We start from the raw sequence: 17896 nt of genomic DNA, 5'->3' as shown, positions 1-17896 counted from the left end.
CCCTCGGGAGCGCGCTCCCCACGACCTCCCCCGCTCACCGGACCTCCGCGATCGGCCCCTCACCGCACCACCGGCACGTGGCCGTCGAGCCACGCCAGCAGGTCGGAGCGCACCTCCTCCTGCTGCAGTTCGTTGAAGATCTCGTGCCGCGCGTCGGGGTAGACGAGCGTGGTGACATCCGTGAGCCCCGACCGGCGGCGGTAGGCGTCGGCGAGCCTGTGCACGCTCCGCGGACCGCCCACCGGGTCGTCGCCGCCCACCATGAGCAGGACGGGCACGTCGTGCCGCTGCGCGAGATCGCGGTGCGGACGCCCGAACAGCCTGGCCGCCTCGATCGGCCCGAACAGCTTCAGCAGCGGCACCTCCGTCGTCAGCGGGTCGTCGTGGAACTCCCGCCACACGGCCGGGTCGCGGGAGAGCCATTCCAATCCATCGGCATCCGGCCCGTTCCAGCGGGCGTTCAGCGGCAGCGCGTTGAGGTCGCCGGGCGTGCGCAGCGCCGACCCGCTGAGAATGACGCCCTGGTAGTCCTCCGGCGCCCGGTCCAGCATCATCTGCGCGAGGAAGGACCCCCACGAGTGGCCGAGCAGGATGAGCGGCAGCCCCGGCCGCTCCTCGCGGATGATCCCGCTCAGCTGCAGGCATGCGGCGACCGCCGCCCGCAGCCCGCCGCGGCCGAGACGCCCGAGCCGGTCCGGCCCGCCCCACTGCCGGATGCCGGTGCGGCCGTGCCCGCGATGATCATCGGCGTAGACGTGGAAGCCGGCATCCGTCAGCGCCGTGATGAGCGCGGCATACCTGCCGGCGTGCTCGCCCACGCCGTGCAGCAGCTGCACGACGCCGCGCGCCGTCCCGCTCGCCTCGTGCACGTCGTACACGATGGCGATCCCGTGGGCATCGACGAACTCCGCTGTTCTCTTCGCGACCATGACCAGAGTCTACGGATGCCGTACGCGCGGCTCACACCGCCGAGGGTGCACGGCAGCCGTTTTCACACCGCATGCCGCAATCGGAGAAACGTGAATATTGTTTTCGCCCCTTGCGCACGAGGGAAAAGTTAGTTAGACTATCTAAAGGAATGACCGAAGAACTCACCGCCGCCGCCTCCGAGCTGAGATTCGTGTTCTTCCGACTCACCCGCAACCTGCGCCGCGTCCGCGCCATGGACGAGCTCAGCGACGCGCAGCTGGCCGCTCTGGGCGCCCTGCGCAAGCTCGGCCGACGCACGCTCTCCCGCCTCGCCGAGCACGAGTGCGTCACCGCACCGACGATGAGTGCGACCGTCAACGGCCTCGCCGAACTCGGCCTCGTCGTCCGGGTGCCCGACGAGGATGACCGGCGGCGCGTGTATGTCGAGATCACGCCGGAGGGCGAGAAGGTCGTCAGAGACACGATCCGCAGCCGTGACGAGGCCCTGGCGGCCATGATCGCGAAGGCCGGGCTCGGCGAGAAGGAGCTGGCGACGCTGCACGACGCCGCCGTGGCACTGAGGAAGGTGATCGACTCATGAGCGACGCGCCCGCCCGTCGGAGGATCTCTCCCATGTTCCGATCCCTGCTGACGTACAACTACCGCACCTGGTTCCTCGGCGCCGTCATCTCCAACATCGGCGGGTGGATGCAGGCCACGGCCCAGGACTGGGTCGTGCTCACCGAGCTGACCGACAACGACGCCACCGCCATGGGCGCCACGATGGCGCTGCAGTTCGGGCCGCCTCTCGTGCTGGTGAGCGTGACCGGCTGGGTGGCGGACAGGTTCGAGCGGCGCAAGATCCTGCTGGCCACGCAGTCCACGCTGATGGTGCTCGCGGTGGGCGTGGCCGTGCTGCTGCTGACCGGCGTCATGACGCTGCCGCTCATGCTGGGATTCGCCGCCGCGTTCGGAGTGACCAACGCGTTCGACGCCCCGGCCAGGCAGGCGTTCGTCTCGGACGTGGTCAGCATGGAGGACACCCCCAACGCCGTCGCCCTGAACTCCGCGTCCTTCAACATGGCCCGGCTGATCGGACCGGCCATCGGCGGCGTGCTGATCGTGGCCCTCGGCTCGGGCTGGGTGTTCATCGCGAACGCCGTGACGTTCCTCGCGATGCTCGTCGCGCTCATGCTGATCCGCCGCAGCGAGCTCATGCCGCGGGCGAAGGGCGGCAAGAGCACCGCGGGACTCGCCGCCGGATTCCGCTACGTGTTCAGTCGCCCGGATCTGCTGGTCGTGTTCATCATGGTGTTCCTCGTCGGAGCGTTCGGGATGAACTTCCCCATCTTCGCCTCGACGATGGCGTTGGAGTTCGACCAGGGCGCGGACGGCTACGGCCTGCTCAGCTCGGTGCTCGCCATCGGCTCCCTCACCGGGGCGCTTCTCGTCGCACGGCGCGACCGGGCCCGAGTGCGGGTGATCGTCATCTCCGCGGCCGGGTTCGGCGTGGCGTCCATCGCATCGGCGCTGATGCCCTCCTACTGGGCGTATGCGGCCGTGCTGATCTTCGTGGGCTTCTCGACGGTGTCGATGCTCACCACCGCGAACGGCTACGTGCAGACGACGACGGATGCCGCGCTGCGCGGCCGCGTGCTGGCGCTGTACATGGCCGTCCTGATGGGATCCACCCCGATCGGCGCGCCGATCGCCGGCTGGATCGCCGACGCCTTCGGCCCGCGAGCCGCCATCACGGTCGGCGGTACTGCAGGACTCGTCGCCGGCGCGATCGGAGTCGGCTGGATGCTGTGGTCGGGTCGTCTGCACAGGAACGAGCGCACGCGGTTCCTCCTCACACTGGATGAGACCAGGCCGATGTCGGTCATCCGCGCGATGGATCCGGTGGCCTTCGACGACCGCTCGACCTCGACCGTCCCGATCCGCCTGCCGCACGAGGGCAAGGGCTGATCGCCGGAGCCGTGCCGCTCAGTCGTCGCGGCGACCGGTGCGGCCGGTGCTGATCACCGGGCCCATGCCGCCGTCCGACGGCGGGGAAAGCCGGGATGCCGCATGCGGCGCGTCTGCGAGCGTCGAGGTGACGATGTCGCGCACGGACCCGAACCGCCGCGACCACACCAGCAGGTCGGTGAGGGTCATGGGGATCTCGCCCCGCCGCAGCCGGGCGACCCGCTCGAACGTCACCTCCGGGGAGGTCGGATCCAGGCTCGGCAGGACGGACGCGAGATTGGAGCGCTCCATCGCGACCTCCTCGCGGATGGCGTTGGCGACCCAGTGCTGCACGTTGGCGGCGATGAACGCGGCATCGGCGGGATCGACGCCGACCGCGGCGCGCATCGGCTTCCCCCACTGCCCGAACATGTCCGGTCGGTCCACGAGATCACGGGGTCTGCGGCCCACGGCATCCGTCTCGGTCTCCTCCCGCGGCTCCCGCGCCGGGCGGAAGGTCAACCCGACCCGCTCCGGACTCTCCTTCTTGGGATCGAACGCTGCGACCACTGCCACCGACCTCTCCCGCCCCGACGGGCGGCTCGAATCGATAGTACGCACGGATGCCGTGCTCTCGGCCCGGCAGGCGGATCGCACCCGCCGGACCGAGGCGGGCGTCAGGCCCCGCGCAGCTCCAGCGTGCAGCACTTGATGCCGCCGCCGCCGAGCAGCAGCTCGGACAGGTCGACCATGATGGGGTTGTAGCCGCGCTCGCGCAGCTGCTTCTCGAACCCCGTGGCACGCGGCGGGATGATGACGTTGTACCCGTCGGAGGCCGAGTTCAGGCCGAACACGGCGCCGTCCTCATCGGCGACGAGGATCGCGTCGGGGAAGCGCTCGGCGAGGATCTTCCGAGACGCCTCGTCGAACGCGTTCGGCAGGTAGGCGATGCCCGCCCGCTCGCCGGGCGCGACGACGGGGTCCAGGATGGTCAGCGCGGTGTCGAGGTGGTAGAAGCGCGGATCGACGAGGGTGAGCGTCACGACCTCCCGGCCGAAGACCTCGTGCACCTCGCGGTGGCTGTCGCCCGCGGAGCGGAACCCGGTGCCGGCGAGGATCACGTCGCCGGCGAGCAGGAAGTCGCCCTCGCCCTCGTTGACCTCCGTGGGCAGCACGGTGTCGAAGCCGTGGCTGCGGAACCACTCGGCGAACGCCGGCGACTCGCCGCGACGCTGCTCGTAGTAGAACTCGGGGATGTACGCGCGGCCGTCGATCGTGAACCCGCCGTTCGCGGTATAGACCATGTCGGGGTAGCCGGGCAGCGGCTCGATGAGCTCGACGTCGTGCCCCAGCTCCCGGTACAGGTCGTACAGCTTCTGCCACTGCGCGATGGCCTTGGCCGTGTCGGTCGGTGCGGCCGGGTCCATCCAGGGATTGATCCGGTAGTCGACCGTGAAGTGGTCGGGGCGGCACATCAGGTAGCGGCGGTGGTGGGCCGTCCGGGTCGAGGCGGTGATGGTCGCGGTCTCGGGCGTGGACATGGTTTGCTCCTCGTACAAGGTGCGGCGGACGCTGTCCAGGGGCCCGGCGGAAGTTCGACCCGCACGACGGCGGGGAAGATGCGCTCAGGCACGCCGGTTACATTTTTGCACCTCGACCGCCCCCTGCACCAGCCGGGCGCGCCGAGGGCGGTCAGCGTGCGCGGACGCTCGTCTCGCGCACGACGAGCTCACTGGGGATCGCCTGCTCCGAGACTTCGGGCAGCCCGTCGATGGTCCGCAGCAGCACCCGGGCGCTGCGTCGGCCCTGCTCGTCGGTCTGACGCGCCAGGGCGGTGATCGACGGAGAGGAAAGGTCGCAGAGCATCGAGTCGTCCCAGCTGACCAGCGCCATGTCCGTCCGTCCCGCGGCACGCAGCGAGCGCATCGCCGCCAGCGCCATGACATCGTTCGAGCTGATCACCGCGGTCGCCGAGCGCCAGCTCTCCAGCCGCTGCGCGACCAGCCGTTCGGCCGATTCGCGGGTGTAGTCGCCCTCGGCCACGATCACCCGCATGCCGCGCACCGCCGCCTGCGCGACGATCGTGTCCCGTCGTTCGACCTCGTGAGAGAGCGTGAGCGGTCCGCTCACATCGACGATCTCGGTGTGCCCCAGTTCCGCCAAATGGTCGACGATCAGGTGGGCGTCGGCGATGAGGTCCTCGACCATCTGCTCCCCGGTCTCCGGGTCGATGCGCAGACCGTGCATGACGAAGGGCATGCCCAGGGCGCGCAGCAGGGGCGGGCGGGGATCGTCCACCAGCCGGTCCAGGACGATGACCCCGTCGACCCGGCGCTCGGCGCTCCACTGCCGGTAGACGTCCAGGTCGCGCCCCGACGCGGGGCCCACCATCCGCAGCATCACGGATTGCCCGGCCTCGGAGAGCACGGACTCGACCCCGCTGAGCAGGCTCATGTAATACGGCTCCTGCCCGAACAGCTCCGGGTCGCGCCGGAGCACCATCCCGATCGTGTCGGTGCGAGACCGGGAAAGCGCACGCGCCGAGGAGCTCGGATGCCAGCCCAGCTCCTCCGCAAGCGCGAGAACCCTCCGCCGCGTCTCCTCGCCGACACCGGGCCGGCCGTTGAGCGCATAGGACACGGAGGCCACGGAGACGCCGAGCCTCCGCGCCATCTCCCGGATGGTCACGTGCCCGGCGGTGCCGCTGTTGCTGTTCATCGAAGGACACTCTCGCACGCGCACGGCACCGACGAGGAATCGCCTCAGCGGATCTCGCGCACCTCGGCGCCGTACGGTGCGAGCACGACCTCGTCCGCCGCAGCGCCATCGAGGTCGTGCAGCGACCCGGAAGCGGGCACCGGCGCCACCGTGCACGGCTGTGCGCGCTGGCTGGTGAACACCGCGAACCGCCGGCCGTCGGCGTGCTCGAGCACCTCGACGAACACCTCAGGGTCGTCCACCACCACTGGCCGACGCACCCCCGCGGCCGCGGCGAGCGCGTCATACAGCCGCCAGGTGTCCTCCGGGTTGACCCGCCCGAGCCGGGACGCGAGATACTCCAAAGGGTAGGTGCACAGCACGGCGAGGCCCTCGCCGTGCGGCCGCCCGATCAGCGCGGGCCGGCCCCGGGCATCCGTGGCCAGCACCTGACCGGAGGTCACCGTCACGGGCAGGAGCGCACGGCCGTCGGCGGTGCCCGCCGCGCGTACGCGCAGCGTGTCGCCCGGGCGCAGCGCACCCAGCTCCGCCGTCATCGTCAGCGTCACGACCTCGTCGGCGATGGGCTCGACCAGTCCGTAGGCCGAGTCGATGCGCACGCCGAACAGCTCCTCGGTGAACGCCCACCAGGGCCCGCGCTGCCCGGTCGCCTCCCCCACGCCGTAGGAGGCGTACACCACGGCACCGGCATCGGCGAGGTCGGACAGCTGCCGCCAACTGGGTCCGCACAGCTGCTTGACCGAGGGCAGCAGGTACAGGCCGTAGCCGTCGTCCAGGCCGCCGTCGGCGTGCTCGCGCACGATGTCGACGGGCAGATGCGCCTCCTTGGCCGCGACATGCGCCTGCTCCGACACGGAGACGATGTGCGCGCGCTCGGATTCCTGGGTGGAAGGGTACATCTCTGCGAGGTGGGAGGGCAGGATCAGCGCGGTCTCGGATGCCGTACGGCGAAGTCCCGCCGCATCCATGGTGCGCAGGTCGTGCGAGAACCGCTCCAACTCGAGGAGGGCGGGCTTGGGCCGCCCCACGGAGTCGGTGATGCCGAAGTGCAGCTCGAAGGGGTGATGGGTGTAGGGCCGTTCGTCGACGAGGCCGTCGAAGTCGGTGTTGTTCCACGCGATCCACCCGGACACGCCCGCCGCCAGCGTGTTGTACAGCTGCTGGCGATAGTAGGAGGCCGCGCCCTCGGCGGAGACGTACGCATCGGTGACGCCGAACTCCTCCAGGACGACCGGCAGCCCGGCGATGCGGCACAGTTCGGAGATCCAGGCGGACTTCAGGTGCTGGCGGATCTGATCGGACTCCATCCGGTACACGTGCGGGCCCACGAAGTCGGTCATCGCGGCCAGCTCCCGCACCCGGAACCCACTGTCATGACCGGTGGTCTCGACGCCCCACGCGCCGTCCCCGACGGAGACCGGCTGCGCGGCCCCCGCGGCACGGATCGCATCGATGAGCAGCTGGGCCCACGCGGCGACCGCGTCATGAGGCGCCTCGCCGCCGTAGATCGGCACTTCGTTGGTCAGCAGCCAGCCCGCCACCGCCGGGTGCTCGTGGAAGCGCGCGGTCAGCTCGCGCACATACCAGGCCTGTCGTCCGACGAACCACACGTCGCGATACAGGTCGCGACCGCCCCGCCATGCCGGGTCCCAGTTCTCCCCGGACATGTGGCCGACGAGGAAGGTCGGGACGGTGGTCATCCCGACCTCCCGGTGCGCGTCGAGGAAGTCGGCGAACCGTGCGATGCAGTCCTCGTCCAACCGGTCCGGCTCGGGTTGGAAGTCCGGCCAGAAGAAGAACGAGCGGGTCATGTTCAGCCCGTGCTCGGCCAGCACGGCCAACTCCTGGCGGACCACCTCCGGGTCGTAGCGATCGGTCCACATCCGCGGCCCGGCCGTGCGCGACCAGAAGTTCGCGCCCAGCCACATCCGCTGCCGCACGGCATCCGTCATTTCACCGCTCCCGCCGTCAGTCCCGCCACGAAGCTGCGCTGCAGCAGCAGGAAGGCCACCACGACCGGCACGCTCACCACGAGCGAGGCCGCCATGATCTGGTTCCAGTACACGTTCACCTGCGTGGAGTACTGCTGCAGGCCGATGGCCAGCGTCTGGGTGGGCCCGTTGGTCAGCACGGAGGCGAACAGCAGCTCCCCCCAGCTGGTCATGAAGCTGTAGATCCCCACGGCTGTCAGTCCGGGCCGCGCCGCCGGCAGCAGCACGTGCCACAGCGCCCCCATCGCACCGGTGCCGTCGACCTTGGCCGCCTCGTCGAGCTCCTTGGGGATCGCGTCGAAGTAGCCCGCCAGCATCCAGATCGAGAACGGCAGCGAGAAGGTGAGGTAGGTGATCACCAGCCCGAGCCTGGTGCCGATCAGCGGGATGCCGGTGGCCTGGGTCACGTTGATGAAGATGAGGAACAGCGGCAGCAGGAACAGGATGCCGGGGAACATCTGCGTCGACAGCACCGTGGTGCTGAAGATGCTGCGTCCGCGGAACCGCCAGCGCGAGACGGCGTAGGCGGCGAACACCGCGATCACCAGACTGATGCCCGTGGCGATCGTGCACACGATGAGGCTGTTGACGAAGTACTGCGCCAGCGGCACGGTCTTCCAGATGTCGATGTACGGCTGGAGGGTGATGTTCTCCGGCCACCACGTGAAGGTGTCCAGCACCTCCACGAGCGGCTTGACCGACGAGGTGATCATCACCCAGATCGGCAGCAGGGTGAACGCCGTCAGCACGGCGATCGTCACGACGCGGAACACCCGCGTCCCTGTCGTCTCACGCACGCTTCGACCTCCGATTCACGAACATCAGGTATCCGATCGTCACGATCAGCAGGAAGATCAGCAGCAGCACCGACATCGCCGAGCCGTAGCCGAAGTTGAACGTCAGGAACGACGCGTTGTAGATGTGGAACGAGATCAGGTCGCCGGCCGGTGGCTGCGCGGTCTTGCCGAACAGCACGAACGGCGTGTTGAAGTCGTTGAACGTCCACAGGAACATCACCAGCACCAGCACCATGTTCACCGGGCGGAGCATGGGCACCGTGATGGAGCGCCACTGCCGGAAGGGCTTGGCGCCGTCGACGGCGGACGCCTCGTACAGCTCCTCCGGCACGGACTGGAGTCCGGCCATGAGCATGAGGAAGGCGAACGGCCACAGCCGCCACACCGCGACGATCACCAGCGACCAGAACGCGTTGTCGCCGATGAGCCAGAACGGCTTGTCCCCCGGCAGGCCGAGGTTGTCGAAGAGCAGGTGGTTCAGCGCGCCGGTGTCCTTCTGGAGCATGAACTTCCAGGCGATGATGCCCGCGTACACCGGGATGGCGTAGGGGACCAGGAACAGCGTGCGGAACAGCCCCCGACCGAAGAACCTGCGCTGCAGGGCCACCGCCGCGGCCATGCCGAGCATCCAGGCGAACCCGACCACCAGCACGGTGAACCCGCAGGTGAGCAGGAAGGAGTTCAGCAGCGACTTCCCGACCGCGCCGTGGAAGTCGAGCGAGACCTGGTAGTTGCCCAGCCCCAGGAACGGCGCCTCGCTCCAGTTGCGCAGATACTGCTGGGTGAGCTTGATGAAGCTGATCCACACGCCCGTGATCATCGGGATGAGGTGCACGAGCAGCTCGAAGAGGACTGCGGGGATCAGCAGCACATAGGGCAGCCAGCTGCGCGGCCGCCGCCGCGCGCGACGGCCGGGCGGGTCGACGGGGGCGTCGCGGGCGACGCGCTCGGGGACGGTGGGCACGGTTGCGGACATGTCCGTCACTCCTTGTTCGGCCGCTGCAGCCGGGGCCGGCCCCTCTCCGGTCCCGGCTGCAGCAGGTGCGGGCGGGGTCAGCTGGCGGCTTCGACCTGCTGCTGGGCAGTGTCGAGCATCGCCGAGATGTCATCCGCGGTGACGGTGTCGCCGGTCGCGATCCGCGCGAACAGGCCGCTGATGCCCTTGCCGATGGTGCTCTCGAAGTCACCCTCGCTGGCGACCTGCGGCAGCGGCTTGGAGCGGTTCTGGTAGGCGTCCATGAACACCTTCGCCTCCTCCGGGTCCGTCGTGAACTTCGCCTCGGCACCGCTGAGCACGGGAAGCACCGAGAACGGCACGGCCAGCTCGTCCTGCACCTCGGGGCTGGTCATGTACTTCACGAACTCCAGCGACTCGTCCAGGTGGGTGGTGTAGTCGAACACGGAGATGTTGATGCCCGCGGGGAACGTGGAGATCTGCTCGACGGCGTCGCTCGGTGCGGGGAGCGGGACGACGCCCCAATCGCCCTCGGCCATGCCATCGGCCTTGAGGGTCGAGTCGGCGTTGTTCTGGCTGAGGAACATCGCGGCCTTGCCGGAGGCGAGGTCCGCGGCCGAGGAGGACGCGTTGTCGTACTGCGCGTTGGCGGGGTCAGCGACCTGGGACACCTGCATCAGATCCAGGTAGCGCTGGATGCCGGCGACGTTCTCCGGGGTGTCGAAGGTGGGATTGCCGTCCGCGTCGTAGAACTCGCCGCCGTTCTGAGCGGAGGTCAGGAACGCGAAGTGGATGTTCTCGGTGTAGCTGCCGGCCGCGAGGGTGAGACCCCACTGGTCGTCGTGGGTGAGTGTCTGGGCGACGTCCACGAGCTCCTCCCAGGTCGTCGGCGGCTCCAACCCGGCATCCGCGAACAGCGCCTTGTTGTAGTACAGGCCGTAGGCGAGTCCGTACAGCGGCACGGACGTGGGGGACTCGCCCGGCGCGCCGCCGGCGTCCAGCGCGGTCTCGACGAACCGGTCGAGGCCTCCGATCGCGTCGCCGTTCTCGCCGTCGAGCGTCGCGAACGCCCCGGTGGACTGGAACGCCGCACCCCACGTGTTGCCGATGTTGACCACATCGGGCCCCTGTCCGCTGGTGATGGCGGTCTGGATCCGGGTCTGCAGTTCGTTCCAGCCGATCACCTCGAGATCGACGCCGATGCCGGTCTGCTCCGTGAACTTCTCCAGGACGGGGGTCAGCACCTCCTTGTCGTTGTCGAGGCTGGTGCCCTGGTTGCTCGCCCAGTAGGTGATGGTCGCCTTCTCGCCGCCATCGCCGTCATCGCCGGAGGTCCCGCTCCCCGAGCATCCGGCCAGAACCATCGACAGCGCCGCCACGGCCACGCCGCCCGCAAGCAGCTTTCTCTTCACTTCCACGTCTGACTCCTTCGTCTGGGACGACCGACCGTCGGCTCGTCCGCCTCCTCGACGGGACGCCCGGCGGGCTGACTCGTCCTTGAGGGGGATCCGAACGCCAGCCTAACTTAACCGGTTAGGTTCGAGGATCACGATCAAGTAACGGCCGCGGCTTTCACCGCTCCGCGCACGCGGTCGCGCCGTCGGATGCCGTGGGCGAGCGACTCAGATGACGCCGGTGCTCCACGGGTCGGGGAAGCCGAAGCGATGCGCGGTGATGGAGATGGCCTGCTCGTGCAGGAACGGCAGCATCTCGATCCGACCCGCCGAGGTGACCTCGTCGGCGTAGACCGCGAGGTCAGGATCCCCCTGCACGGCATCGGCGAGCGCGCTGTGCAGAGCCGCCACGGCGTCGCGGCCGCCGATCAGTCGCACCCGACCCGTGCGCGCCGCCCCCGACTCATCGAGGTCGGCGCGATGCTGCATCCGCTGGATCCACTCCTCGTCGCTCTCCACCGCGACGGCGACGTCCAGCGCGCCGAGCTCCGCCCGCACACCCGCGGGCATGCCGGCAGGCACGGAGACGAAGAAGTCCGCACCGGAGCGGACGCCGGCGATGACCACGCGCAGCACCTCCTGCAACCCGGCATCGGCCGACGCCCGCACGGTGACCGGAAACGGCCGGTACCGCAGCAGGTTCCTCTCCACACCCAACTGCGAGACGTCCCGCACCCGGCCGAACTCGCGGTCCCAGGCCACGGCGTCCGACAGCGCCGCCTGACGCAGCCACTCGAAAGCATCGAAGTCCAGCGCCGGCTGCGCCGACTCGATGAGCCCGGAGATCCTCGCATCCAGCCCCCGCAGATGCAGCGTGCTCGACGACCTGCCGCGCGGTTGCGAACGCCACGTCCCGAGCCCCATGAGGTGGTTCGGTCCGCCGGCCTTCGCGCCCGGTCCGACCGCCGAGCGCTTCCAGCCGCCGAAGGGCTGCCGCTGCACGACGGCGCCGGTGATCCCGCGGTTGACGTACAGGTTCCCGGCCTGCACCTCGTCCAGCCACAGCGCGAGATCGTCGGGGTCCCGGGTGTGCAGGCCGGCGGTGAGACCGTAGTCGACGGCGTTCTGCATCCGGATGGCCTCGGCCAGACTCCCCGCGTGCATGATGCCCAGCACCGGGCCGAAGAACTCCTCCCGATGGAACCGCGAGCCCGGCTGGACGCCGATGCGCACGCCGGGGCTCCACAGCCTGCCCGACGCGTCCAACGACCGCGGGGCGATGAGCCAGCTCTCGTCGCCCTCCAGCTGCGAGAGCGCCCAGGCCAGCTTGCCCTGCGGTTTCTCGATCACGGGGCCGACCTCCGCCCTGGCATCCGCCGGCCAGGCCACCCGCAGCGACCGCACCGCGTCCACGAGCTGCCTCGCGAAACGCTGGGAGCGGCCCACCGGGCCGACGAGGATCGCCAGCGAGGCGGCCGAGCACTTCTGACCGGCATGCCCGAACGCGCTGTGCACGAGGTCGTCGACGGCGAGGTCGCGGTCGGCGGTCGGCGTGATGATCATGGAGTTCTTGCCGCTGGTCTGCGCGAGCAGCGGCAGATCGTGCCGCCAGGAGCGGAACAGCGCCGCGGTGTCCCACGATCCGGTGAGGATCACCCGGTCGATGTCGGGGTGTGTGATCAGCTGCCGCCCGAGCACGTCCTCATCGACATCGACGAGCACCAGCACGTCCCTCGGCACGCCGGCCTGCCACAGCGCCTCGGCGATCACGCCCGCGCAGCGCCGAGCCAGTGGTGCGGGCTTGAGGATCACGCCCGACCCCGCTGCAAGCGCGGCCAGCACGCCTCCGGCCGGGATGGAGACGGGGGAGCTCCACGACGGGGCGACCACACTCACCCGGGAGGGCTCGAACCGCGCGCCGACGACGCCGTCGAGCTCCCGGCAGGCGGCCGCGTAGTACTTCGCGAAGTCGACGGCCTCGCTCACCTCGGCATCGCCTTCGGCGAACGTCTTCCCGGTCTCGATCGCCGCGACCTCGATGAGCTCGGCGCGTCTGCCCTCCAGAGCGGCCGCCGCCCGCAGCAGCACATCGGACCGCTCGGATGCCGGGCGCGAGCCCCACTCCGATGCCGCGTCGCGCACGCCCGTGACGGCGCGCGCGAGCATCCGCTCGTCGTCGATCCGCGCGGTGCGCAGGGTCGCGAGACCGAGCTCGGATGCCTCGGGATCGTCGATCCGCGCGAAGACGCCTCGACTCCATTCCCGATTGGCGGCCAGCGCCGGGTCGCTGTCGGGGGTGTTGGAGAATCCCGGTGCCCCGGCCGCCGAGCCGGCGAGCTCCTGACGGGAGTACACGGCCGTCTGCAGGAACGGGTCCGCCTCCGCACCCCCGTCCGTCCCGCCCCGGGCGATGTCGAGCACGAGCGCCGTGAGGTCCTGCGTCTCCGCCCGGGGCCGCGTGGCCGGGCGGACGGACTCGTGCACGGGTGCCGTGCGGTCCTGCGTGCGGCGAGGACCGATGCGCAGCGAGGGGTCTTTCGCGCGCGCGACCGCGTCGACGAAGCGCAGGCGCTCCCGCTCGAACAGCGACGGGTCGGTGGCGAGATCGAACGCCGCGGACAGGAAGTTCGACGACGAGGCGTTCTCCTCCAGCCTGCGCACGAGGTAGCCGATGGCCACGTCGAACTCGCGAGGATGCACGACCGGCGCGTACAGCAGCACGGGGCCGACGGTGCGCGAGACGGCCGTCGCCTGCGCCTGCGCCACGCCCAGCAGCATCTCGAACTCGATGGCGTCGCGCACGCCCCGCTCACCGGCCAGCAGCCAGGCGTAGGCGGTGTCGAAGAGGTTGTGACCGGCCACGCCGATGCGCACGGCCGCCGTGCTCCGGGGGTCGAAGGCGGCGTCCAGGCAGCGCAGGTGGTTCGCATCGGTGTCGAGCATGGAGCCGTACGGGGCGGGCGTCCACCCGTGCAGGACGGCGTCCGCCTTCTCCATCGCGAGGTTCTCCCCCTTCACCAGGCGCACGGTGATGGGCGCCCCGCCGTGCTCCACCCGGTCGCGCGCCCAGGCCGTCAGCTCACGCAGCGCCGGCAGGGCGTCCGGCAGGTACGTCTGCAGCACGATCCCCGCCTCCAGGCCCGCCAGCTCGGGGTTCTCGAGGATGCGGGTGAACACCGCGATGGTCAGGTCGAGGTCCCGGTACTCCTCCATGTCGAGGGTGATGAAGGTGGGTCCCTTCGCCCCCGGGGACGGCCGCGATGCGGTCAGGTACAGCGGGGTGAGCCGGTCCACGACCTCGTCGACCACGTCATCGAACGCCCACAAGGAGAGGCGGCTCCTGATGGCCGACACCTTGACGGAGACGTGATCGACGTCGTCGCGACGGATGAGGTCGTGGATGCCGTCGAGCCTGCGCTTCGCCTCGGCCTCGCCGAGCACCCCTTCCCCGAGCAGGGTGAGATTCAGCCGGGGAGGCCGGTGGGACGGCGAGTCCGGATCGGCCCCGGACGCGTGTCGGATGCGATCCAGCGCCGCGCCGAGCTTCTCCGGCCGCGCGTCGACGACGAGGTGCCCGAGCATCTCGCGCAGCGCGCGGCGCGCGAGGGGGACGGTGGGCAGCGGCAGCACGGGCGAGACGCCGCCGCCCACGCGCACCGCGCCGCGCAGATGCCAGGGCAGGAACCCGGGGGCCAGCGGTGCGATCCGGCGGAGCGCGGCGGCCGCCGCCGTCATGCTCTCCGGCCGCAGGACGCCGTCGACGAGGCCGAGGGTGAACGCCAGTCCATCAGGGTCGCGCAGCACGCCGGCCAGACGCCGAGCGGCCCGGTCCCCGGGAATGCCGGCATGCTCCTGCACCCACCGGCGGGCGAGTTCGACGGCCGCGTCCTCCAGACGCGACTCGGGTGCGACCGAAGGCTGTTCAGGCATGCGACAAGCGTAGATCCCGACCGCGCGTGAACGCATCCGAACCCCTGATCGCGACGGAAGTCGCCCTATGCTGAGGTGGTGACCTCCGCGCCGTCGTCCCCCGCCCAGGGCAGCCCCGTGCAGGAGCGGACCCTGCTCACCCGAATGCGGCGCATGGCGAGCCTGGTTCCCACGCCGTGGCTGATCACCGCGGGAGGTGCGGCGCTGTTGGCGGCGACGGCCGCGTTCGGCGGCCTGGAGACGGTGCCGCCGCAGCCGATCCCGACGGTGGAACCGGGCGAGCAGTACTCCGGCTCGGATCTCGAGCTGACCGTGCGGAACGTCGAGCTGCGCGCGGAGCGGGGGAACGCGGCGTCCTTCCCCGACCCGCAGCGCGGTGAGAAGGTGCTGGCGGTGACCGTCGACGTGGTCAACACGTTCGAGCGGCCCCGCATGGCCGCCGGCGCCGCGACGGTCTCGCCGGTCGTCGACGGCGTGCTCGTGGAGGGGATCGACGCCAAGCCCGCGCTGGCGTACGCCGACGGCAGCTCCGGCACGGTCTGGCTGCAGCCCGATGTGCCCGTGCGGGTGGTGCTGTCCTGGGTCGTCGGCGCGGATGATCTGCGCGACGGCGACGAGGTGCGCCTGACGCTGCCCGACTCCACGCACAGCGTGGGCACCAGCGTGCAGCGCGGCGTCGACATCTGGGACGAGGTGGTCGTGGGCGCTGTCGTGACCGCATCCGTGCAGGAGGTCCCCGCAGCCGCCGGAGGGACGTCATGAGGCGAGTGATGCCGTGGCTGCTGACCCTGGTGCTGCTGGCCGGTGCCTGGGCGCTCGACGCCGTGGCGCTGCCGGACGGCGCGTCGGAGGCGAGCTTCCTCACTCCCGCGACAGTGGGCCATGCGGCCACCGCGCGCAACCTCGAGGTGACCGTCACGGATGTGCGCGCGGCCGAGAGGATCACGGATCCGCTGGGCTGGTCGGCGGACGGGACGTGGGTGGTCGTGGAGCTGGACGCCGCGGCGCGCGACTCGCAGTACGGCGCCACACTGGGCCATGCGGAGCTGACGGTCGGCGGACGCACGTTCCGCGCGACCGAACGGGGGGAGACGTTCTTCCGTCGGCTCCTCGTGCCCGGCGTGCCTCGAAGCGGCGCCGTGGCTTTCGAACTGCCGCCGGATGCCCGCTCCGGGACCGCTTCCCTGCGGCTGGGCATTCCCTCGGATGCCCGGTACGACGGGCTCGTCGAGCTGACGATCGACCTGGACGACGTCCCTGTCGAGGAGTCGATCACCCTCCCCGCCACGGACTGGACGCGCTCATGACCCTCCCCGGGTCCGCCACGGGCGGGACGACCCCGGCCGACGCGAGGCGGACCGGGTGGTGGCGCACGAACCGCGCGGCGCTCATCGCCCTGCTCGTGCTGATCCCCGTGGTCGGCATCGGGGTGGGCTGGAACGAGTGGTACGCGTACTACGGCTACGGATTCCGCAAGGTCGCGCCCGTCGAGGCGGCGGACCGGGGGACGGTCCGGCTCGCCGGCGCCGAATGGGGCCCGGTCCGCAGCGGCGAGATCACGGACACGGCCGGCTTGACCGTGCCGGACGGCGCGCGCCTGCTGGCCGCCATCGTGCCCGTGACCCCGCAGGGCGAGGCGGTGTCGTGCGATGCGCCCGTGCTCGTGCAGCAGAGCACCGGCAGGGAGTGGGCGCCCGTGCGCTCCGAGGTCGGTCTCGCGTACAGCGCCGACGAGCACGAGCGGTGCATCGCGATCCTCGCCGACGAGGACGATCCCGCCTCTGCTCAGCCGTTCTCGCTCACGGTCGGCTTCGTCGTGCCGGGGGATGTCGCGGGCCCGTTCTGGCTGGAGGTCGCGCCCGCCGGCGACGGCCGGTTCGTGAGGTTCTCGATCGACCCCTGACCGCTCAGGGTCTCCGGTTCTCTGCCCGCCTCGAGCACGGCATCCGGAAGCACTCCGGCGGCGTCGGCGACCGCCCGCACGTCGGCCTCGTCATGGCCGAGCTCACCGGCATCCGCACGTCCCTGCTGCCGCCTGCGCAGCCGACCGAGCGTCGCGTCGTACGCCCCTGCGATCACTGCGACCCGCAGCGGCTCGGTGATCAGCAGCGGCACGAGCGACACGAGCGGCAGCGCGACGCCCCAGAACACCAGGTCGTGCGGCCCGATCACGCGCACGGCGCCGTACTGCAGGTACGTCTCCAGCGTCTTCACCGCCACATGGAGCAGGGCGTAGGACGCGATGAGCACAGGACCCGCCCGCCACATCAGCAGCAGTGCGCGGCCGATCGGGACGAAGCGCGACGCCAGTTCATCGCCGAGATCCTTCAGCCTGCGCATGACGGGGTTCGGGACGATCGCGGCATGCTCGCGCAGGGCCGAGATCACCTGGTTCTCGATGCGCAGCCTCTCGGCGACGATCGCCTGCCCGTACACCACACCGCCGACGGTCAACCAGGCCAGCGGGGCCAGCAGGATGGGGCCGGCCTCGCCGATCGCCCAGCCGATGCCGTCCCACGCCCAGCGCAGCGGTGCGACGGCCTCCAGCACACCCTCCCGGATCCGCTCCCACCAGGCCATGGCCGCCCGGGTGTCGACCCAGCCCTTCACGCTGTCGGTGAGATCGCCGATCACGATCACCGAGAAGAACACCCACACCACCTCGAGATACACCGCGATGGGCGAGACCCAGCCGGGGATGCGCTGCTGCCACTTCGTCCACGCCCAGCGGGCCGCGAAGGCGACCACGATGATCGCCGCCGTCCACACGCTCAGCGGCAGGTTCAGCACGGTGTCGCCGTCATCCAACGCCCGTCCCTCCGTCAGCGCGGCCTCGACGATGAGGTCAGTGCGCTCGCGCAGAGCGCGCGCGGAGTACGCGACGACGTCCTGGCCCAGCAGTCCCTGCCCCCAGTACACGGCGAGGAAGGGCAGGATGCCCGCCAGCAGCGCGGTGAGGAAGGTGCTGCGCCGATCGGCGGCGGACTCCGGCAGCGGGGCGATGCCGTTCAGCTCGCGCAGTCCGTCGCGCAGCACGAGGAACATCGCGACGTAGCTGATCAGCCGTGCCAGGATCGCGACCGGAAGAATGAGGAATCCCACCGTCGCCGAGTGCGCACCGACGATGCCCGCGACCTGCACGACGGCGTAGTGCACGGCGATGCCGCCGAGGTACCATGCGAGCATCGCGGGCCAGTGGCGGGCCAGCGTCCGCCCGGTCGCCCGAAGGATGGTGAGCACGGTCGCCGGCCGCGC

15 protein-coding genes are annotated in these 17896 nt (G+C 70.5%); 5 read left to right on the top strand and 10 right to left on the bottom strand.

The features are described 5' to 3' along the window. Positions 1 to 59 precede the first annotated feature (59 nt). Positions 60 to 929 (bottom strand): alpha/beta fold hydrolase, encoded by an 870-nt coding sequence (locus ABD770_RS08270; RefSeq protein WP_344819065.1) that lies wholly within the window; start codon positions 927 to 929, stop codon positions 60 to 62. A 149-nt stretch (positions 930 to 1078) separates the two neighbouring features. Here ABD770_RS08270 and ABD770_RS08265 point away from each other — a divergent pair, with 149 nt between their 5' ends. Both ABD770_RS08265 and ABD770_RS08260 read left to right on the top strand, forming a co-directional pair. Continuing rightward, positions 1079 to 1510, top strand: coding sequence for a MarR family winged helix-turn-helix transcriptional regulator (locus ABD770_RS08265; RefSeq protein ID WP_344819064.1), 432 nt, complete (start codon positions 1079 to 1081; stop codon positions 1508 to 1510). Between the two features lie 32 nt (positions 1511 to 1542). Next, positions 1543 to 2877: an MFS transporter gene (locus ABD770_RS08260; protein ID WP_344819063.1), complete on the top strand. Its 1335-nt coding sequence runs from the start codon at positions 1543 to 1545 to the stop codon at positions 2875 to 2877. 18 nt (positions 2878 to 2895) lie between these two features. Here ABD770_RS08260 and ABD770_RS08255 read toward each other — a convergent pair whose 3' ends face one another. From ABD770_RS08255 to ABD770_RS08220, 8 genes are all read right to left on the bottom strand, one after another. Next, positions 2896 to 3432 carry a hypothetical protein gene (locus tag ABD770_RS08255; protein ID WP_344819062.1) on the bottom strand — a complete coding sequence of 179 codons (537 nt, stop codon included), beginning with the start codon at positions 3430 to 3432 and terminating at the stop codon, positions 2896 to 2898. A 101-nt stretch (positions 3433 to 3533) separates the two neighbouring features. Further along, positions 3534 to 4397 carry a dimethylargininase gene (ddaH, locus tag ABD770_RS08250; protein ID WP_344819061.1) on the bottom strand — a complete coding sequence of 288 codons (864 nt, stop codon included), beginning with the start codon at positions 4395 to 4397 and terminating at the stop codon, positions 3534 to 3536. Between the two features lie 151 nt (positions 4398 to 4548). Continuing rightward, complete coding sequence (locus tag ABD770_RS08245) at positions 4549 to 5574, bottom strand: LacI family DNA-binding transcriptional regulator (protein ID WP_344819060.1); 1026 nt, start codon at positions 5572 to 5574, stop codon at positions 4549 to 4551. A gap of 44 nt (positions 5575 to 5618) precedes the next feature. Then, on the bottom strand, positions 5619 to 7526 hold the full coding sequence (locus ABD770_RS08240; protein ID WP_344819059.1) for a cellulase family glycosylhydrolase: 1908 nt from the start codon (positions 7524 to 7526) through the stop codon (positions 5619 to 5621). Continuing rightward, complete coding sequence (locus ABD770_RS08235; protein WP_344819058.1) at positions 7523 to 8362, bottom strand: carbohydrate ABC transporter permease; 840 nt, start codon at positions 8360 to 8362, stop codon at positions 7523 to 7525. Before ABD770_RS08235 ends, ABD770_RS08240 begins: the two co-directional genes overlap by 4 nt. Further along, positions 8355 to 9338, bottom strand: coding sequence for a carbohydrate ABC transporter permease (locus ABD770_RS08230; RefSeq protein ID WP_344819057.1), 984 nt, complete (start codon positions 9336 to 9338; stop codon positions 8355 to 8357). Before ABD770_RS08230 ends, ABD770_RS08235 begins: the two co-directional genes overlap by 8 nt. A 77-nt stretch (positions 9339 to 9415) precedes the next feature. Further along, positions 9416 to 10735, bottom strand: a complete 1320-nt coding sequence (locus ABD770_RS08225) for an ABC transporter substrate-binding protein (RefSeq protein WP_344819056.1) — start codon at positions 10733 to 10735, stop codon at positions 9416 to 9418. 204 nt (positions 10736 to 10939) lie between these two features. After that, positions 10940 to 14641: a proline dehydrogenase family protein gene (locus tag ABD770_RS08220; RefSeq protein ID WP_344819055.1), complete on the bottom strand. Its 3702-nt coding sequence runs from the start codon at positions 14639 to 14641 to the stop codon at positions 10940 to 10942. Between the two features lie 78 nt (positions 14642 to 14719). Here ABD770_RS08220 and ABD770_RS08215 point away from each other — a divergent pair, with 78 nt between their 5' ends. From ABD770_RS08215 to ABD770_RS08205, 3 genes are read left to right on the top strand one after another with little or no spacing between them, the layout of a single operon-like run. Further along, the gene (locus ABD770_RS08215) at positions 14720 to 15403 is read left to right on the top strand and encodes a hypothetical protein (RefSeq protein ID WP_344819054.1); all 684 of its coding nucleotides are present in this window, start codon (positions 14720 to 14722) and stop codon (positions 15401 to 15403) included. Next, complete coding sequence (locus ABD770_RS08210) at positions 15400 to 15948, top strand: DUF4352 domain-containing protein (RefSeq protein WP_344819053.1); 549 nt, start codon at positions 15400 to 15402, stop codon at positions 15946 to 15948. The genes ABD770_RS08215 and ABD770_RS08210 overlap by 4 nt, the downstream gene beginning before the upstream one ends. Then, positions 15945 to 16544 carry a hypothetical protein gene (locus ABD770_RS08205; RefSeq protein WP_344819051.1) on the top strand — a complete coding sequence of 200 codons (600 nt, stop codon included), beginning with the start codon at positions 15945 to 15947 and terminating at the stop codon, positions 16542 to 16544. Before ABD770_RS08210 ends, ABD770_RS08205 begins: the two co-directional genes overlap by 4 nt. On the opposite strand, the gene ABD770_RS08200 is transcribed toward ABD770_RS08205, so the two are convergent. Next, a complete protein-coding gene (locus tag ABD770_RS08200) occupies positions 16427 to 17881 on the bottom strand; it encodes a hypothetical protein (protein ID WP_344819050.1) in 1455 nt (484 codons plus the stop codon). The two genes, ABD770_RS08205 and ABD770_RS08200, sit on opposite strands and share 118 nt — an antisense overlap. Positions 17882 to 17896 lie beyond the last annotated feature (15 nt).

This window comes from Microbacterium soli, assembly GCF_039539005.1.
GTDB lineage: Bacteria > Actinomycetota > Actinomycetes > Actinomycetales > Microbacteriaceae > Microbacterium > Microbacterium soli.
The sequence above is the reverse complement of the archived record's forward strand: the minus strand, read 5'-3'. Positions and strand labels throughout refer to the sequence as shown.